The following is a 17,128-nucleotide window of genomic DNA, read 5'->3' as shown; positions in this document are numbered from 1 at the left end:
CGTGGGTCAATTCCCAGATTGGATATCATCTAAATCTGCGCTCAAAACACGCACCGCCAAGGCGCGGGTAATGTCGCGCTTTTCCGATAGGGCAAGCTGGTCCAGTTGCGCCACAACACTGGCGGCAGTTTCAAAGCGCCGGTCCATATGTTTGACCAAATAGGCGATGACCTCAGGGCTGGGGTTCAATTGCCGGTCCACGAACAGCTTGGCCAGAACCGCGCCCAGCAATGCATCATCCGGAGGATCCAGTGCCACGTGATGCGCGCCCTCGATCCGGCTTTGAAGATCGGGCAGCGGAAGTTGCCAGAAATTAGGGGCAAGCCGTCCAGTCATAAGAAGGGCGTTGCCTTCGGCCAACACAAGATTGTGCAAGTGAAACAGTGTTTTCTGTTGTTCTAAGTCGTCTGCGATCATCGGGACGTCTTCGACCGCGACAGGCGCGCTTGCCAGATCCGGCACGTCTTCGTGACGCACATCCGCGGCCTGAATGATCCGACCACCGGTTTCTGCCGCCCAGACATGTGCCAGATGGGTTTTTCCGGCACCCGCAGGGCCGCTCAGGACCAGTTTGTTGCCCGGCCAGGACGTGGCCGAGATCATTGCAACCGCAAGTGCATTCGCAGGAGAGACGAAAAAATCCTCACGCCCCAGCGCGGTTTTGGCCGGAAGATCAAAGCTTAGCTGAAGGGCCATCTTACAGGTCTTCCTGATCCACGCTTTCGAGGCCGGTATACAGGCGGCTGTCCAGATAGACCGATGTCGCGTACCGCGCCAACACGCCCAGTGCGGCAGCAACGGGTACGGCAATCAGCATCCCGACAAAGCCGAACAAGGCACCGAAAACTGACAGAGCCAGCAGCAACCATACTGGGTGCAAACCCACTGAGCTACCTACCAGCTTTGGCGTCAGGAAATTGCCTTCGGTTACCTGGCCCAGCGCAAAGATCCCGGCAACCAGACCGATATGCGCCCAATCCCCCCAGAACTGGAACAGCGCCAGACCGATAGCCAGCGTGCCACCGATAAGCGCGCCGAGGTAGGGAATGAATGTGACCAGACCCGCGATGAAACCGACGATCAGTCCGAACTGCAGGCCGACCGCCATCAGTGCAACGGCGTAATAGGTGCCAAGGATCAGGCAGACCGTGCCCATGCCGCGCACGAATGAGGCCAGAACGGCGTCAATTTCACCGGCCAGTCGTTTGATCGTCGGGGCGTGATCGCGGGGCAGTAGATCACCGATCCGGGCGATCATGCGGTCCCAGTCCAGCAGCATGTAGACGGCCACAACCGGAACAATGACCAACAGAACTACGACGTTGATCGCCGAACCCAATGAGGCTGCTACGGATTGCAATACATCGCCTGTTTTGGACTTCAGCGTTTCGCCCAAAGAGACAAGGAATTGATGCGAGTTGGATTCGCGGTCCAGAAGAGAGGGGAACTGTTGTTCGATGAAACTGCGCAGCTGCTGGAACAGGCTTGGCATAACCTCGACCAATTCGATCAACTGGGTAATCAGCGCCGGAACGACCATCAGGATTGCCAGAGCAAAGCCCAGAATGCCGACAACTGTGATGATCGCCGTGGCCGCCATGCGCGACAGGCCCAGGTTTTCCAGTCGATCTGCGACAGGATCAAGGAAATAGGCGATCGCGCCGCCAATTACAAAAGGGAGTAGAACGTCGCCAAGTGCCCATAGTAAAAGCACAAAAATAACAGCGGCAATGCCCCAGTATCTGAGTTGATCCTTTACCGGCAAGGCCATGCTCGTCCCCTTGTTCTTGGCTCTTACTGGTGTTCTTGGCGTAAGCGGCCACGTGATGCAAGCGGTTCATGCCATGGAGATTTCCAATGATTATGAGCTGAGCGTCCCAAGCTCGGGCGTATCGGCGGTGGCATTCTCATCGGGCCAGTTGGTGCGCCAGATTTCGGCGGACCAATGTCCGCAATGAACAGATGGTCGATCAAAGCCGGGCAGGGGTGGCAGTAGAGGTTCAACGACCACGTCATGACGCGGAACTGCGAAATAAGGGAAGGAATAGCGTTCTTTGCCAGATTTATTGACCACCCGATGCGGAGTGGATTTAAGCTGGCCGCCGGACCAAAGCTCAAGCATGTCGCCGATATTCACGATAAAGCCGCCGGGAGGGCAATCCGGGGTGATCCATCCGCCATCCCGGGTCTGCACCTCAAGCCCGCCGACGGGGTCGGGGGCAATGATGGTCAGGGCATCCGTGTCCTTGTGCGGATGAATGCCAAAGCCTTCCTCATCCGAGGCCTGCGGCGGATAGTGCAACAGTGTCATGTTTGTCATCGGGGTGGCAAAGGCCGCTTTCAGGACGTTGGGCTTCAGACCCAAGCCGATTTCAAGCGCGCCCAGCAGCAGTTCGGCCACGTGGTCCAGTTGCGACCAATACTCCAGTATCACTTTCCGCGCGCCCTGTACTTCAACCGGCCAGAGGTTCGGGCCATAAAGCGCACAGTCATCGCGAACCGGGTGGTCCTCGGAAACTTCGAAATGCAGCTTGTAACCTTCGTATTTGTCCGCCTTGCCCGAGCCATCATTGGGCGTGAAGAAACCCATGGGGATATATCCGCGATAGTTGTCGCGGGTGATCGCCTGATCCCACTTGCTCTGTTCATCGATGTCAAAGATTGCGCGCGTCATGGCACGGACCTGATCAACGGTGTCAGGCGAAACCCCAGTGCCTGTGATGGAGAGAAAGCCGATGTCGGTGCAGGCGTCCAATATCCGCTGAACGGTTGCTGCATGGTCCAATTGGGCCGTGTCCTTCAGTGGAGAGATGTCGATCGTCGGGATTGATTGCATCAGTGAACCCTCACGCCTTGCCGATCCAGCTCGGTGTGAACAGGGGCGAGGTTCATCTCGTGCAGACCCTGATTGCTTTTTAGCGACAAGGCCGCGGCAATTCCCGCCCCCTGACCCATGACCGCGCAGCAAGCCATATTGCGCGTCGCGGCATGGGCGACCTTGTCCGCCCCGTGCGAACGACCCGCGACCAGCAGCCCTTTGACACCTTTGGGCAGCATCGAACGGTAAGGGACCTGCATGTAACGTCCCGTAGTCGGCAGGATCAGGATGCCATAGCCATCAATGAATTCAGGGTAGATGCCGATCGTATCATCGAACCGGCCCTGATGGCGGGCATCATCTTCGGTCATGTTATAGACCGCGTCGATCTTGCGCGTGTCGCGGATGCCGATGGTCATACCGAAATTTCGCAACCGAGCATTCTCGCAACCCGGCATGAACCGGCGCAGCGCTTCGATGGCCAGCATCGACTGACGACGGCCTTCGATCTCGCCACGTGTCAAACTGTCGGGGTCGGTGCCGTCGATCTCGGCCAGGTGGATGAGGTTCATATAGGTCAGTTCACCCGTATCGTGCATTGCACCCCAGGTGCCCGCGATAGTGTTCAGATGCGGGGGGATAAGCCCTTGATCGATGGCTTGCTGGAAAGGTTTGTGGACGAAGGGCGAAAACATGTCGTCTTCTTTGCCCGACGTCTCGATATTCCACTCACCGCCGCCGCCCCAATCCTTGTAGGTCTGGGGGTCGGCCTTGACGCCCTCCATAAAGGCGCGTTTGTCGACACCAGCCAGATGGAACATGACCGAGGCTGCCATCATGTCTTCGCGGGCGGTTTTGTGGGTTGGCGCGCCTGCGCGGTGGGCTACATCGGCGTCGCCGGTGGCGTCGATCACAACCTTGGCCAGGATCGCTTCGCGCCCTGCTTTGGATTCGGTGATGATGCCGGTGATCCGGTCACCTTCCATGATCGGAGCGACGAATTGCCGATGCAGCATCGGATGAACGCCTGCCTCTTCAACCAGCTTGTCGGCCACTAGCTTAAAACCTTCGCTGTCCAACTCATAGCTCAGCGACTGGCTTTCGGGCACCGCGGCGCCCATGTCCTTGGCGCGGGTCTCGAACTCCATGCCGATTCCGCCAGCTTCGACCGTCTGTTCATGGCGATACCAAGCGAAGCCCTCAACGCCGACGGCGGTGATGTTGCCACCCATGCAGCCGAAGCGGTCGACCAGCGACACCTCGACCCCGGCTCGGGCTGCTGCCAACGCGGCGGCCAGTCCTGCCGGTCCTGACCCGACCACAAGAACGTCTGTTTGATGAACAACCGGTATTTGACGCGCGGGTTCCTGAATGGTTTGCATGGGTGCCCCCTGGAATTGGTATTTCAGTCACAATTGAAAACCCTGACTGGCGGGTCAATCAAAAAACCGACCGGCCCGAGGTCGCAAAATAACCAATGCATGATTGCCCCCGGCGGGGCTTTGGCATAAGCAACTTTGAAGTCCAAATTCACCTTTAAAGGTTCACCAATGCGCCTCAGCCGTTACTTTCTGCCCGTTCTCAAGGAAAACCCCTCCGAGGCCCAGATCGTCAGCCACCGGCTGATGCTGCGCGCCGGGATGATCAAGCAAGCTGCTGCCGGGATTTATTCATGGTTGCCGCTGGGCTTCAAAGTGCTGCGCAAGCTGGAAAACATCATCCATGAAGAGCAGGCACGCGCTGGCCATATCGCGATCCAGATGCCCATCATCCAGTCGGCGGATCTGTGGCGCGAATCCGGGCGGTATGATGACTACGGTCAGGAAATGCTGCGCATGAAAGACCGGCATGACCGGGATATGCTGTTCACGCCGACTGCCGAAGAACTGGTCACCGACATCTTCCGCGGTCATGTGAGCAGCTACAAAGACTTGCCGCTGACGCTGTACCAAATCCAGTGGAAGTTCCGCGATGAAATCCGCCCCCGTTTCGGCGTAATGCGCGGACGCGAATTCTACATGAAGGACGGGTATAATTTTGACCTGACCAAAGAGGACTCGCTGCACGCCTACAACCGCCATCTGGTCACTTATCTGCGCACCTATGAGCGCATGGGCCTGCAAGCCATCCCGATGCGTGCCGATTCCGGCCCTATCGGTGGCGACAACACGCACGAGTTCCTCGTTCTGGCCGACACCGGTGAATCTGAGGTGTTCTATGACAGTGCAGTCACCGACCTGACCTTTGGTGATCGTCAAATCGACTACGACAGCCGCGAGCAGTGTCAGGCCATTCTCGAAGAGTTCACCTCGAAATACGCGCGCACGGATGAAACCCATGACGAGGCGCTGTTCAATCAGGTCCCCGAAGAGCGTCGCCGTGTGGCGCGTGGGATCGAGGTTGGTCAGATCTTCTACTTTGGCACCAAGTATTCCGAAGCCATGGGCGCAACTGTTCAAGGCCCCGATGGAAAGCCGGTTCCTGTTCACATGGGCAGCCACGGTATCGGCGTCAGCCGCCTGATCGGCGCGATCATCGAGGCCAGCCATGACGACAAGGGCATCATCTGGCCCGAAGGCGTGACGCCGTTCCATTGCGGTATCGTCAACCTGAAACAGGGTGATGACGAGGCCGACGCCGCCTGTAACAAGATCTACGGCGCGCTGACTGCGCTGGGCCTCGACCCGTTGTATGATGACCGTAAGGAACGGGCAGGGGGCAAGTTTGCCACCATGGACCTGATTGGTCTGCCCTGGCGCATCACCGTTGGCCCGCGCGGTTTGAAAAACGGAGTAGTTGAACTGACCTGTCGCCGTACAGGCGAAAGCGAGGAGATGTCCCCCGAAGCCGCCGTTACCAAGATCGCCGAGATCTATGAGCGCATCGCCTGATACCTCAGACGCGCCGCTGATCTCGGTCATTACCGCGACCTATGACCTGCTGTCGCAAGGGCGGCAGGACAGTTTTCGAGAGGTGATCGAGTGCATGGCGCGTCAGAATTGCGACCGGGCTGAGCATATCATTCAGGATGGGGCATCGACCGATGGTACGGTCGAGGTTCTACAGAACCTGACTGCGGACGCGGCTAGCACCCGGCTGATAAGCGAACCGGATACCGGTTTGTATGACGCGATGAACAAGGGCGCGAAGGCCGCGCGTGGGAAATATCTGTTGTTCCTGAACTCGGATGACTCGCTGGCATCCGACGACATTTTGAACATCGTCGCTGATCGGCTTGAAGCGACACAGCCGGATTTCCTGTTCGGCTCGACCCTGCGCCGGTTCGAGGATGGGTCGGAAAGCCGAGAGAAGCGGATGTCGCTGACAGCGATTCTGCAGCGGATGCCGTTCTGCCATAACTCTGTGTTGCTGAAGCGGGATGTGTTCTTGGCGCTGGGCGGACATGACACTCAATTTAGCGTCGCGGCCGATTACGATCTGATGTTACGCCTTTTGACCGAAGGGTATCAGGGCGAGCGCATTGACGACCCGATATCCATGTTCTGGGGCAGGGGCGCTACGAGCGACGATGCCGCAACAGCGGAAGACTACGCCCGTGTCTGGATGAATTACTACGGCGGGTACAGGTCGGCCGATGTCCTGACACAGTCCGATTTCGCTCGATATTACCAACGCGGTCACATGCCCGCGGCGCTGGTCCTTGAGCGCTTGTTAAAGCCCGGCACGTCGGATGCCATCAAAGCCGCCGCGCGCCATAGTCTGTGGAAGACGACGCGCCGATCCGTTCAGTTCTGGCGCAGCTTTTAGGCGCGTCAGGCTGTCGGTCGGGCGGTCAGAACATCTCCGTCTGCCTCATGGCCCCGTGCGACAACGACTGGACGGCCCAGCCGTCGCACCAAATCCCTGAACTCAAGGCCCAGGAAGCGCAGACCGCAAATCCGGTCTCCGGTAGTTTGATCGGTTAGGCACATCCGTCCATCCCGGAAGACCAGGCGATACCCCTTGTCGTTCAGGATGTCGGTCAGACCAGCCCAGCTTGCCGCGCTGGCAAAGATCGGAAGGATCGTTGCTCGCAGTAGAACTGCGGATTCACAATCCAGTTCTGTTGATGTTTGTCGGACCGAAAATGCGTCCGGTTGTTCAGTTTCAATTCGAATACTCATGAGCGACCCCCGCTCTAAAAAATGTATTCCCCCACAATCAGGGTGACAAAGTTTCCAAAAATAAGCAAAACGCGAAATAAAGTTGCGTTTCAAATGTTGCATTTTGAGTTCAGTTTGCCTCGCCATGCTCACATTGACTTCATACCTGAAACAATACCGGGCTGTCTGTGAAGAGCGTCACAACCGGGGGTATATTTTGGTGGCGGACGATCTCCTTAAATTCGTGTGACCGTTCGACCCGTGGCCCTACTGATTCGCATTTTCGAGGCTTTGAGAGTGAATTTGACCGCGCCGAAATTGCTGATAAACCGAGCAAAACGATGAAAGGGCCCGCGCTGTGCTGAGTTTCGCGACCGTCGTGTATTCCAAGGACTTTCCCCTGCTTGAACTTCAGGCGCTGTCTTTTGCCCGTTTTGTCGATCCGGACATGGTTTCGTCGATTCACGTGATCATGAATGACTGCGATGAAGATACGCTTAGGGCAAAAATCGAACCCCTTTTGGCTTCATACGGCCCACTGCGATCCAAGGTTCAGGTCCTGGGCGGCGATGACCTGTTGTTGCAGCCCGGTCAGTACGCGGGGCGATCCTTGTCGGATCGGATCATGATCGAAAATCGGTTTCGTATTCCCGGCATTCGCAGGCAGGGGTGGCGCGGGTCCAACGGGTATCGCAGTCAGCAAGTTCTGAAGCTGGGCGCCGCGCGCGTTGCGGCGTCCGAGAACATGGTTATCCTGGACACCAAGAACGTCTTTCTGCGCAGCTTTGATCCGACTGAGTTCTTTGCTGACAATGGTGCGGCGCGTATCGCTTTCATCGACGTCCAAAGCGATTACCACCGCAATTGGCTGGTCGAGAGCCTTGATGCACTGGGCGCGTCAGGTACCGACCTCAACGGGTTAAGGACCACGACATTTGCGACCCCTTTCGCGATGCGCCGATCCTTGGCCTTGGCGCTGTTGGACGAGATCAACGATCGGTATGGCTCGGTTCAGGCGCTGTTCGGATCGCGCAGGCGACCGTCCGAGTTCATGTTGCTGAATGCGTTCTGCCTCAAATCGCCGGATGGCTATGCAAAGTGGTTCGAGGACCACGCGCAATGCAATATCGGGCTCTGGCCGACCTATTCGCCCGAGGAAATGGCATCGCAGTTGGCGATGCTGGATGATCCCGCTGCATTGACGTTGGGTCTGCATAACCGCGCCTTGTCGCTGTTGCCCGGCGAACTGCGGGACCGTGTGTTTTCCGAGTTGGAACATAGGGGCATTTGTGCCCAGCCACGCGCCGAAGAGGTGCTAAACCGCGCGGCAACGCTGACCGGCTGATAACCGGCTTGACCATCCGGTGAAATGCCGAAAGGGTCGCGACAACAAAATAACCGGAGCAGGCATGGCCAGAACACCCCCGCCCTTTGCCCCATTTGAGTGGAAAATCGCGTGGCGTTACCTGCGCGCGCGCCGTGCCGAAGGTGGCGTGAGCGTCATGACGTGGATTTCCCTGATCGGGATCACGCTGGCCGTCTTTGCCCTGATCGCCACTCTGGCCGTCCGTTCTGGATTTCGGTCCGAATTCGTCGGCACGATTCTGGGCGCAAACGCCCATGTGACTGTGTACTCCGCCGGAGAGTTTGATGCGCAGGGGCGCGTTGACCGCACAATCGCGGAATATGAAGAGATGACCAGCCGGATCGCGCAGGTTCCGGGCGTGGAACGCGCGGCCCCGCTGGTCAAAGGGCAGGTCCTGATTACCAATCGCGATCGCAGCAGCGGGGTCGAGGTCTTTGGTATCCGCCCCGACGACTTGCGTGATCTGCCCGGCGTCGCGCAAAGCGAACAGGCCGTCGGTGATCTGACCCAATTTCAGGACGGTGAGGATGTGATTGCCATCGGGTCAGGTGTGGCGCGCAGCATTGGGGCGACGGTCGGCGACACCGTCAAACTGACCTCACCCAATGGGGTGAAAACCGCCTTTGGGACGTCTCCGCGCGTGAACGCTTATCAGGTGGTCTATGTGTTCTCGGCCGGGCGGTATGACATCGACCGCACCCGCGTTTATATGCCGTTCACGCAAGCTCAGAGCTTTTTCAACCGCGACAGTGTGGCCGACGAGATCGAAGTGATGGTCGAACGGCCCGAGAAAATGACCCCGGTTCTGATTCCCATCCTCGAGGCCGCAGGCGGGCGCAGCCAGATCTGGACGTGGCAGGATGCTTCGGGCGGATTTCTGCGTGCGCTTGAGGTTGAGGACAACGTGATGTTCATCATCCTGTCGATCCTCGTCTTGATTGCGGCAATGAATATCGTGTCGGGCTTGATCATGCTGGTGAAAAACAAGGGGCGCGATATTGGCATCCTGCGCACCATTGGCCTGAGCGAAGGGTCGATCCTGCGGGTCTTTTTCATCTGCGGTGCGTTCACAGGCATCATCGGCACCGTTATGGGAGTGATCCTCGGCTGCCTGTTTGCCATCTATATCGACCCGATATTCTCATTCGTGAACTACGTCATGGGTGGCGGGGTCTGGGATCCGTCCATTCGCGGCATCTACTCCTTACCCGCCGAGTTGCACCTTTCAGATGTTCTTAAGGCGATTGGGCTGTCGTTGGGGCTGTCGTTCATCGTCACCTATTTCCCGGCCCGCCGTGCGGCGCGGCTGAACCCGGTTGAGGCGCTGCGCTATGAATGATCTGACGATGCGGCTGAACGGTTTGACCAAGACCTACCTCAAGGCCACTCCAGGCGAGGTGCAGGTGTTGCGTGGGGTCGATCTGGAATTGCGCGCAGGTGAGGCTGTGGCTTTGGTCGCGCCATCCGGGGCAGGCAAATCGACACTGTTGCACATTGCTGGGCTACTGGACAAACCAGATGAAGGATCAGTTGAGATCGCGGGCCAGAATGTAGCGGGCAGGGGTGATCGAACCCGTACAGCGCTTAGACGGCAGGACGTTGGGTTCGTGTACCAGTTCCATCATTTATTGCCCGAGTTTACTGCGCTGGAAAACATCACCCTGCCGCAACTGGCTAACGGTGTATCCGAGAAGGCTGCACTGGACAGGGCGATGGCCTTGCTGGACCGCGTTGGAGTGGCGGCACGTGCCAAACACCGCCCCGCCGCCCTGTCAGGGGGCGAGCAGCAGCGTGTTGCGTTTTGCCGGGCCCTGGCGAACAAGCCACGCGTTTTGCTGGCGGATGAACCGACCGGTAACCTGGATCCCGAAACCTCGGATCAGGTATTTGGTGCTTTGATGTCGCTGGTCCGGGATGAAGGGCTTTCAGCGTTGATTGCCACGCATAACATGGATCTGGCCGCGCGGATGGACCGGAAACTGCGGCTGGAGGCGGGCGTTCTTAAGCCAGTTGAGTGATGGCGACACCGGCTGCCATCACGGCGATGCCCCCGGCCCGTATCCATGTCAGCGGCGTGACCTGAGCACCGAACAGGCCAAAATGATCGATGGCCGCCGTGCTGATCAACTGCCCCAGCAGAACAAAGAACACTGCGTTGCCGACTCCGAAATGGGGGGCGACATGGGTGATCGACAGAACATAAAACGCAATCAAAACACCGGCCAGCAACAAGTGTTTCGGGGCTTGGGTCACTTTGGATAGCGCTTCCATTCCTGGAAACAGCAGCATGACCAGGGCTGACGCCACGAACGCGATGGCAAACAGGACTACGCCGGCGGTTGTCGGCGACCCGATCAGCTTGCCCAGTGCGGCATTCAAAGCCGCCAGAATCGGAACGCCGATCCCGGCCGCCAGCATAATGGCTGCGTATTGTGTCATTGCCCGTATCCTCCCGCTTCGTTGATCTGGATCATTGCGCCAAGCCGCCCAGCGGGCAAGCCTGCAAATGTCAATCGTGACAGGAGGATGCGATGATCAGACCGATGTTCAGGGCCGTTTGTGCGAGTGTAGCCGCGTTGGCGTCTCAGGCTATGGCGCAGAACGTTGAAACCGGTGCCGAACTCTATCAGCATTATTGTGCGACTTGTCATGGGATCGATGCGACCGGGCAGGGGCCAATGGCTGGTGTGTTGGTGATCCAGCCGACTGATCTGACACAGCTGGCATCCGGGGATGGAATGTTCCCAACAGCCCGTGTTGTGGCGCGTATCGACGGGCGTGATCCCTTGGTCAGTCATGGCAGCCCGATGCCGGTTTACGGTCCCTATTTCGACGGGCAGGATACCTCGATGAAAACACCCGATGGGCAGCCGATCCTGACCAGTCAGCCGATTGTGGATCTGGTGGCATATCTGGAGACGCTGCAATAAGGCTTAGCCTTCGCGGCAAATCCCTTCGACCTTCGCTCCGCTCCATGGAATTACAACGGCACGCTCGCGTTGTGCGCCGGGCAGCGGGGACAAGTCGAAATGCGTCCCCAACATGTCATGCAGGCGCTGGGTCCGCGGCGCGGTAGGGTCCAACGCCCGGCAGCAGACGTACTCCTCGACGATCGCCCCCTGTTGTTCGAATCCATAGGATAGAAAATCAGGCGATGTCTGCAGGTCGAACAAGTAGGGGTCCTTGCTTCCGCCATGTTCGGCGGCGGCTCGCAGGGGGTGGTAACCAGTGGACTGGCGGTTCTGCCATTGCCAGACGTGTGTCAGCTCGTGTGCAAGCAACATCCCGGCAATCAGGTCCATTTGTTCCGGGAAGTCGGACATATAGTCCTCAAGGTACCAGTCCTTGTTAAAATAGACCTTATTGAACAACGCAACAGCGGCGGGTTTTGCGGTGACGACACCTTCTTCGGTTGGTGGCAGGATACGTTCCCGACAGGCCAGGCGCGGCCGGTCCTTGCGGTAAAACGTGATCGGCGTTACCGGCGCACCTTCAACAAGGCGCACGCGATCCAGATCCAGCGTGTCGCCTTGAACGGCACTTGCAAATGCGCGTTCCTGATCCGTCAAAGGGCGACCACAGGCAGCAAGCAAAATTAGTAGCGTCATCAAAATACGAAAGGCCATAATCAAAGCCTAATGCGATGCGCCCGCGCTGCAACCCGTTTTCACAGGCTCATCGCCAAAACCCCGCTGATTTCGGTCAGCGACCGGCCTGATTGATCCATCCATGTGTTGAAGGCCGCTTGCACCGCAGCCATTGCCTTTTTCGAGGTGGGGGATTTGTCGATCACGCCTTCGGCAATCAGCCGCGCGGTCACGTCTTGTGAGAGGATAAAGCTGTCGCGCCCTGCAAATCGCATGGCGTATTGGGCCGAAGCCCCGCCCAGACGCGACCCTCGCTTGCCCAGCATCGCCAGCAGCCCCGCAAAGTCCTCCGATGGCCAACCCCCAAGAACCTGACCCGCACCGCCTTCATCACGAAGCTCCAGCAAAAAGGCGGCATTGTCACGAACGGTCGCGATCTTGGTCCCGCTGCGCACAATGCGGGTATCCTGCAGCAAGGCGTCAAATTTCTCATCATCCATGAAGGCGCAGCGTCCGACATCGAAACCGTCAAATGCGATTTCAAACCCGTCCCACTTGTTTTCGATGACCTTCCAGTTGTACCCCGCCTGAAAAATAGTCTTGGTGATAATCGACAGCCAGCGATCTTCCGGCATCTCAGCAAGCTCGGCCAGGCTTTTGGGTTTGCTCAGTTTGTCATTCAGCGCATCCCGACCACCATGGCGGGTGGCGGCCATTGCAAAAATTTCATCGAAATGACGCATAAATCATGTCCTCCACCGATAAAGTTGCTTGTTGAACGCTTCGTTGCAAGGTCTCAAAGAGAGTGAATTTTTGGACATTTGGCGCGTTTGAGATCAAAAAAATGCAGAAAAATCGAACATCGGGCAAAGAAATACTCGACAAAACAGGGGATTCGGGTTTGTGATTGACTCGTCAATCAAAGACCTGCGCCAGATATTTGTGTTAAGCAAAAACGCGCGCGATCAGTACAACGCAGCGGGTGGGGACTTGCAGCTTAGTACAAGGCGAAAAATTCCGCCTTTGTTCAAAGTGTTCACTTCCCTTTTGCGGCCAATATTGTGCATGTTGCGACATGGTATTGTCGTCTGTCCAACCTTCCGGCGCGCACCTGTGCGCTGAGGTGGACGAAAAACAAAAAAAGACAGGGAGAATGTCGATGAAAAAACTTAGTGTCAGCCTGTTGGCTATGATGGTAGCCGGTTCCGCTTACGCCGCCGATATGGGTGCCGTGGACGAGCCGATCAAACTGGCGATCAACGAATGGACCGGTCAGCACGTAACGACCCAAGTGGCGGGCGAGATGCTGAAAGCCGCAGGTTACAACGTCGAATATGTGACCGCTGGTATGATGAACCAGTTCCAGGCGATCGCAGATGGCGACATCACTGCGACGCTGGAAATCTGGTCATCCAACGTCTCGGACGAATACGCCAAGAAAATCGACGAAGGCACCGTCGTCGAAATCGGCGATCTGGGTCTGGATGCCAAGGAAGGCATCGCTTATCCGGCGCACGTGGCCGATCTGTGTCCCGGTCTGCCTGCGTGGGAAGCGCTGAAGGATTGCGCGCAGGTCTTCGCGACCGCTGAAACTCTGCCCGGTGGTCGTCTGGTCGACTATCCTGCCGATTGGGGTACGCCCGGCGCCGACCGTATGACCGGTCTTGAACTGCCGTTCAAAGCTGTGCCTGCCGGTTCCGAAGGTGCTCTGATCGCCGAATTGCGCGCCTCGACCGAGCGCAAGTCGCCGCTGCTGATCACTTTCTGGCAGCCGCATTGGGCGATGTCGGCCTATGACGTTCAGTTCGTTGAATTGCCTGCCGGTGAAGAAGCTTGCTTTAACGACCCGGCCTGGGGACCGAACCCGAACGCCGTGAACGACTGCGATTTCTCGCCCTCGCGCATCTTCAAAGCCAGCTGGAACGGGATGGAAGAAAAATGGCCCGCGGCCTATGAAATCCTGTCCAACTATCAATTGGCGGTCGAGGACCAGCAGCCGATGATGGGCGCGATCGACGTTGACGGCGGTAAAGTCGAAGAAGTTGTCGCCGAATGGATGGCTGCGAACGAAGACAAATGGCGTCCGGTTGTTGACGCGGCAACGCAGTGAGTTCGCATAAGTGACCGACGCGAATACGCCAGCCATTACCTGCCAGAATCTCTGGCAGGTTTTTGGTCAAGGCGCAGACAAAGCCCTGACCGACGCGCTGTCTCGGTCAGGGAATGACGCAGACAAAGCCGCCGCCGATCTGCGCGAACACGGGTTCATCCCGGCCGTTCAGGACGCAAATTTTGAAGTCAAAGAGGGCGAGCTGTTCGTCATCATGGGCCTGTCGGGGTCGGGCAAGTCCACACTGATCCGCTGTATCTCGCAATTGCTGCCGGGCACGGGCGGCGAAATCCGTGTCGACGGCGAAAACGTTATCGGTGCGTCGAAAAAAGCGCTGACCGAATTGCGGCGCAAAAAACTGGGCATGGTGTTCCAGCATTTTGGCCTGTTTCCACACATGACCGTTGCGGACAACGTGGCCTATCCACTGCGCGTATCGGGCGTCGGCAAAAAGGAACGGATGACCCGCGCGCAAGAGGTCATCACTTTGGTCGGATTGGAGGGGCGCGAGGACAGCTACCCGCGTCAGCTTTCCGGTGGTCAGCGTCAGCGCGTGGGAATTGCACGGTCTTTGGCGGTGAACCCGGACATCTGGTTTCTGGACGAGCCGTTCTCGGCCCTCGACCCGCTGATCCGCCGACAGCTGCAGGACGAATTCCTGCGCATTCAGGCGACGCTGAAGAAATCCATCGTGTTTATTACTCATGATATTCAAGAGGCGCTGAAACTGGCCGACCGCATCGCCATCATGCGCGACGGTAAGATCGTTCAGATCGGTACGCCGACGGATATCGTATTGCGCCCCGTAGATGATTACGTGCGCGAATTTTCGAAAGACGTGGCCAAGGGTCAGCACGCCAAAGTCGCCTCGGTCATGCGGGACGAGTCTGAACGTGGCCCGGATGATCCTGGCCTGACAACCTCGATGACGCTAGACGCCGCGTTGGCGCATTGCATGGAGCTTTATGAGCCCGTTCCTGTGCGAGATGAAAACGGCAATATTGTTGGCACGGTTCATCCTTCTGATCTTGCCGCCGCGCTCCAGGTGGATGAGACATGACTGCCGTGTCAGACATCCCCAGTAACAGCGCGATCCAATTGACGGTTGGCGCGAAGGCGGCATTGATCACAGTCGTTGTCGGCGCGATTTGTCTTGCGTTGGAGGGCGTTGCGCCTTGGCTGGTCAAGTGGCCTACTGCCTGGGAAATGCCCGCGACTGAGTGGGTTGGCGCGTTTTTGGACTGGTTTCTGAACGGCATCAAACCAGCGATGCGGTTGTTTTCCGATTTGATGGCATATCCCATGAACGGGGCCAATTTCGTATTAGGTAATACACCATGGCCCATCCTCATCGGTCTGGTAACGGCACTGGGCTGGTTCCTGGGCGGATTGCCCATGGCGGCGTTGGGTTTCTTTGGGCTGTGTTTCGTGCTGGCCTCGGGCTATTGGGCGGAGAGCATGAATACGCTGGCTCTGGTCGCTGTTTCGGTTCCTGTCGCGCTGATCGTGGGTGGTGCCATCGGCATTCTTGCCAACGAAGTGCCGCGCGTGAAGTCCTTTGTTCAGGCGGTGCTGGACGTAATGCAGACGGTTCCGACATTTGCCTATTTGACCCCGCTGTTGCTGTTGTTCGGCTTTGGTCCGGTCGTAGGGCTGATCGCTTCGGCCATCTATGCGGCCCCGCCAATGGCGCGCAACGTGATGCTGGGTCTGGAACGGGTCGAGCCTGAGATCAAAGAGGCAGCCATCATGTCCGGCGGCACGCGGTTTCAGCAGTTGTTTCAGGTCGAAATCCCCGCAGCGGCGACGCAGATCATGGTGGGTGTAAACCAGTGCCTGATGGCCGCCCTTTCGATGGTCATTATCGCCGCCGTTATCGGCGGGTTCAACGACATCGGCTGGGAAGTCCTTCTGACCATGCGCAAGGCTCAGTTTGGCGAGTCGCTGATGGCTGGTCTCGTCATCGTGGTTTTTGCTGTGGTGATCGACCGGATGAGCGGCACGCTGGCGACCGAGCGTAAGCGCTATGATCCACGCGTTGTCTGGGCGGTGTTGGGCTTTACGGGTCTGTTCACCGTCGCTTTCTGGGCATGGCTGCCGAACCCGTCCGAACTGACCCTGCTGGACCCGATGGCCGAGGCTGTCGATAGCGGCCTGACCGCGTTCACGCAGGCCAATGGTCCTTGGCTGGATGCGCTCAAGAACAACTCATTGTTCTATGTTCTGTTGCCACTGCGGATTGGACTTGATCAGGCGGTTTTGCCCTTCACATGGGGGTTCCAGTGGACGGCTGGGATGAGCTTTGGCCTTTTCGCCGTCGGCGCGGTCATCGCCGCACTGATGGCATGGCGCGGTCACCTGACAGGCGGTTTGGTCGTGCTGATCTTGATCGGTATGTTGGAAACCGGCATCGCAAACCTGCCATGGCCCTTCGTTCTTACCGGCGCTGCCGCGCTCAGCTATGTCGCGGGCGGCTGGCGTCTGGCGTTGCTTTCGGTGGCGTTGCTGTGCACCATCCTTGTTTCCGGTCTTTGGGAGCGCGCCTTGCTGTCGCTTTACCTCAGCGGGGCTGCGGTGTTTTCCTGTGCCGTCGCAGGCGGCTGGATCGGGCTGGCCAGCGCGGTGTGGGCGCCGGTCTGGAAGGTCGTTCGTCCAATTTGTGACATGCTGCAGACGATCCCGCTATTCGTCTTCCTGATCCCGGTGCTGATGGTTTTCCAGATTGGCGAGTTCTCGGCCTTTCTGGCGATTTGTGCTTACGCCATCGTCCCGATGATCCGCTACACGCGGCACGGGTTGGTCAACACGCCGGACGAGATGATGGAGGCCGCAATCTCGAGCGGTGCGACCGAGTGGCAGATCATGCGTGACGTGCGCGCGCCATATGCTGCGCCGACGATCCTGCTGGGGCTGAACCAGACCATCCTTTATGCCTTTGCAATGCTGGTGATCGCGGCGCTGATCGGGACCACCGGTCTGGGCCAGTCGATTTATCTGGCACTGGGGCAGGCGGATGTGGGTCTGGGCATCTCGGCCGGGGCCGCTATGGCGATTCTGGCGCTTGTTGCCGACCGTATCGTGCAGGGTTTTGCCGAAGAACGGCGTAAAGCGCTGGGACTGTGAAATAGGGCAGGGGCGGCGCGT

The 17,128-nt window shown here is 58.0% G+C and carries 17 protein-coding genes; 9 read left to right on the top strand and 8 right to left on the bottom strand.

The window, feature by feature from the left end; genetic code table 11:
• Positions 1 to 6: 6 nt before the first annotated feature.
• The 4 genes from QMP16_RS06225 to QMP16_RS06210 form a co-directional block, all read right to left on the bottom strand.
• Positions 7 to 696, bottom strand: a complete 690-nt coding sequence (locus QMP16_RS06225) for an HdaA/DnaA family protein (protein ID WP_282151656.1) — start codon at positions 694 to 696, stop codon at positions 7 to 9.
• Position 697: 1 nt separating this feature from the next.
• Entirely contained in the window at positions 698 to 1,771 is a 1,074-nt protein-coding gene (locus QMP16_RS06220; RefSeq protein WP_282151655.1) for an AI-2E family transporter, read from the bottom strand.
• A 90-nt stretch (positions 1,772 to 1,861) separates the two neighbouring features.
• Complete coding sequence (locus QMP16_RS06215) at positions 1,862 to 2,836, bottom strand: isopenicillin N synthase family dioxygenase (RefSeq protein ID WP_282151654.1); 975 nt, start codon at positions 2,834 to 2,836, stop codon at positions 1,862 to 1,864.
• The gene (locus QMP16_RS06210; RefSeq protein ID WP_282151653.1) at positions 2,836 to 4,200 is read right to left on the bottom strand and encodes an FAD-dependent oxidoreductase; all 1,365 of its coding nucleotides are present in this window, start codon (positions 4,198 to 4,200) and stop codon (positions 2,836 to 2,838) included. Before QMP16_RS06210 ends, QMP16_RS06215 begins: the two co-directional genes overlap by 1 nt.
• A gap of 168 nt (positions 4,201 to 4,368) precedes the next feature.
• Between QMP16_RS06210 and proS the strand changes: the two genes are divergently transcribed.
• Positions 4,369 to 5,709 carry a proline--tRNA ligase gene (proS, locus tag QMP16_RS06205; protein ID WP_282151652.1) on the top strand — a complete coding sequence of 447 codons (1,341 nt, stop codon included), beginning with the start codon at positions 4,369 to 4,371 and terminating at the stop codon, positions 5,707 to 5,709.
• Positions 5,693 to 6,586, top strand: a complete 894-nt coding sequence (locus tag QMP16_RS06200; protein ID WP_282151651.1) for a glycosyltransferase family 2 protein — start codon at positions 5,693 to 5,695, stop codon at positions 6,584 to 6,586. Before proS ends, QMP16_RS06200 begins: the two co-directional genes overlap by 17 nt.
• Positions 6,587 to 6,591: 5 nt before the next feature.
• Here the strand turns inward: QMP16_RS06200 and QMP16_RS06195 are convergent, their stop codons facing one another.
• A complete protein-coding gene (locus tag QMP16_RS06195) occupies positions 6,592 to 6,942 on the bottom strand; it encodes a hypothetical protein (protein ID WP_058275672.1) in 351 nt (116 codons plus the stop codon).
• A 337-nt stretch (positions 6,943 to 7,279) separates the two neighbouring features.
• Between QMP16_RS06195 and QMP16_RS06190 the strand changes: the two genes are divergently transcribed.
• The 3 genes from QMP16_RS06190 (at position 7,280) to QMP16_RS06180 (ending at position 10,305) form a co-directional block, all read left to right on the top strand.
• The gene (locus QMP16_RS06190) at positions 7,280 to 8,266 is read left to right on the top strand and encodes a DUF6492 family protein (RefSeq protein ID WP_282151650.1); all 987 of its coding nucleotides are present in this window, start codon (positions 7,280 to 7,282) and stop codon (positions 8,264 to 8,266) included.
• A gap of 64 nt (positions 8,267 to 8,330) precedes the next feature.
• A complete protein-coding gene (locus tag QMP16_RS06185; RefSeq protein ID WP_282151649.1) occupies positions 8,331 to 9,626 on the top strand; it encodes a lipoprotein-releasing ABC transporter permease subunit in 1,296 nt (431 codons plus the stop codon).
• A complete protein-coding gene (locus QMP16_RS06180; protein WP_282151648.1) occupies positions 9,619 to 10,305 on the top strand; it encodes an ABC transporter ATP-binding protein in 687 nt (228 codons plus the stop codon). Before QMP16_RS06185 ends, QMP16_RS06180 begins: the two co-directional genes overlap by 8 nt.
• Here the strand turns inward: QMP16_RS06180 and QMP16_RS06175 are convergent.
• Positions 10,289 to 10,726 carry a DMT family transporter gene (locus QMP16_RS06175; protein WP_282151647.1) on the bottom strand — a complete coding sequence of 146 codons (438 nt, stop codon included), beginning with the start codon at positions 10,724 to 10,726 and terminating at the stop codon, positions 10,289 to 10,291. The two genes, QMP16_RS06180 and QMP16_RS06175, sit on opposite strands and share 17 nt — an antisense overlap.
• A gap of 92 nt (positions 10,727 to 10,818) precedes the next feature.
• On the opposite strand from QMP16_RS06175, the gene QMP16_RS06170 reads away from it, so the two are divergent.
• Positions 10,819 to 11,217, top strand: a complete 399-nt coding sequence (locus QMP16_RS06170) for a c-type cytochrome (RefSeq protein WP_282151646.1) — start codon at positions 10,819 to 10,821, stop codon at positions 11,215 to 11,217.
• A gap of 3 nt (positions 11,218 to 11,220) precedes the next feature.
• Here the strand turns inward: QMP16_RS06170 and QMP16_RS06165 are convergent, their stop codons facing one another.
• Together QMP16_RS06165 and QMP16_RS06160 are read right to left on the bottom strand one after the other, a co-directional pair.
• Positions 11,221 to 11,895: a hypothetical protein gene (locus QMP16_RS06165; protein WP_432653395.1), complete on the bottom strand. Its 675-nt coding sequence runs from the start codon at positions 11,893 to 11,895 to the stop codon at positions 11,221 to 11,223.
• Positions 11,896 to 11,954: 59 nt separating this feature from the next.
• Positions 11,955 to 12,617, bottom strand: a complete 663-nt coding sequence (locus tag QMP16_RS06160) for a DNA-3-methyladenine glycosylase I (protein WP_282151644.1) — start codon at positions 12,615 to 12,617, stop codon at positions 11,955 to 11,957.
• 416 nt (positions 12,618 to 13,033) lie between these two features.
• Between QMP16_RS06160 and QMP16_RS06155 the strand changes: the two genes are divergently transcribed.
• Genes QMP16_RS06155 through QMP16_RS06145 form a run of 3 tightly spaced genes read left to right on the top strand, consistent with a single transcriptional unit; the run spans position 13,034 to position 17,107 of the window.
• Positions 13,034 to 13,984 carry an ABC transporter substrate-binding protein gene (locus tag QMP16_RS06155; RefSeq protein ID WP_058275748.1) on the top strand — a complete coding sequence of 317 codons (951 nt, stop codon included), beginning with the start codon at positions 13,034 to 13,036 and terminating at the stop codon, positions 13,982 to 13,984.
• A gap of 10 nt (positions 13,985 to 13,994) precedes the next feature.
• On the top strand, positions 13,995 to 15,044 hold the full coding sequence (locus QMP16_RS06150; RefSeq protein ID WP_282151643.1) for a quaternary amine ABC transporter ATP-binding protein: 1,050 nt from the start codon (positions 13,995 to 13,997) through the stop codon (positions 15,042 to 15,044).
• Complete coding sequence (locus QMP16_RS06145; protein WP_282151642.1) at positions 15,041 to 17,107, top strand: ABC transporter permease; 2,067 nt, start codon at positions 15,041 to 15,043, stop codon at positions 17,105 to 17,107. The genes QMP16_RS06150 and QMP16_RS06145 overlap by 4 nt, the downstream gene beginning before the upstream one ends.
• Positions 17,108 to 17,128 lie beyond the last annotated feature (21 nt).

The sequence above is a fragment of the Ruegeria atlantica genome (assembly GCF_947495585.1).
Taxonomy (GTDB): domain Bacteria; phylum Pseudomonadota; class Alphaproteobacteria; order Rhodobacterales; family Rhodobacteraceae; genus Ruegeria; species Ruegeria atlantica_G.
The sequence above is the reverse complement of the archived record's forward strand: the minus strand, read 5'-3'. Positions and strand labels throughout refer to the sequence as shown.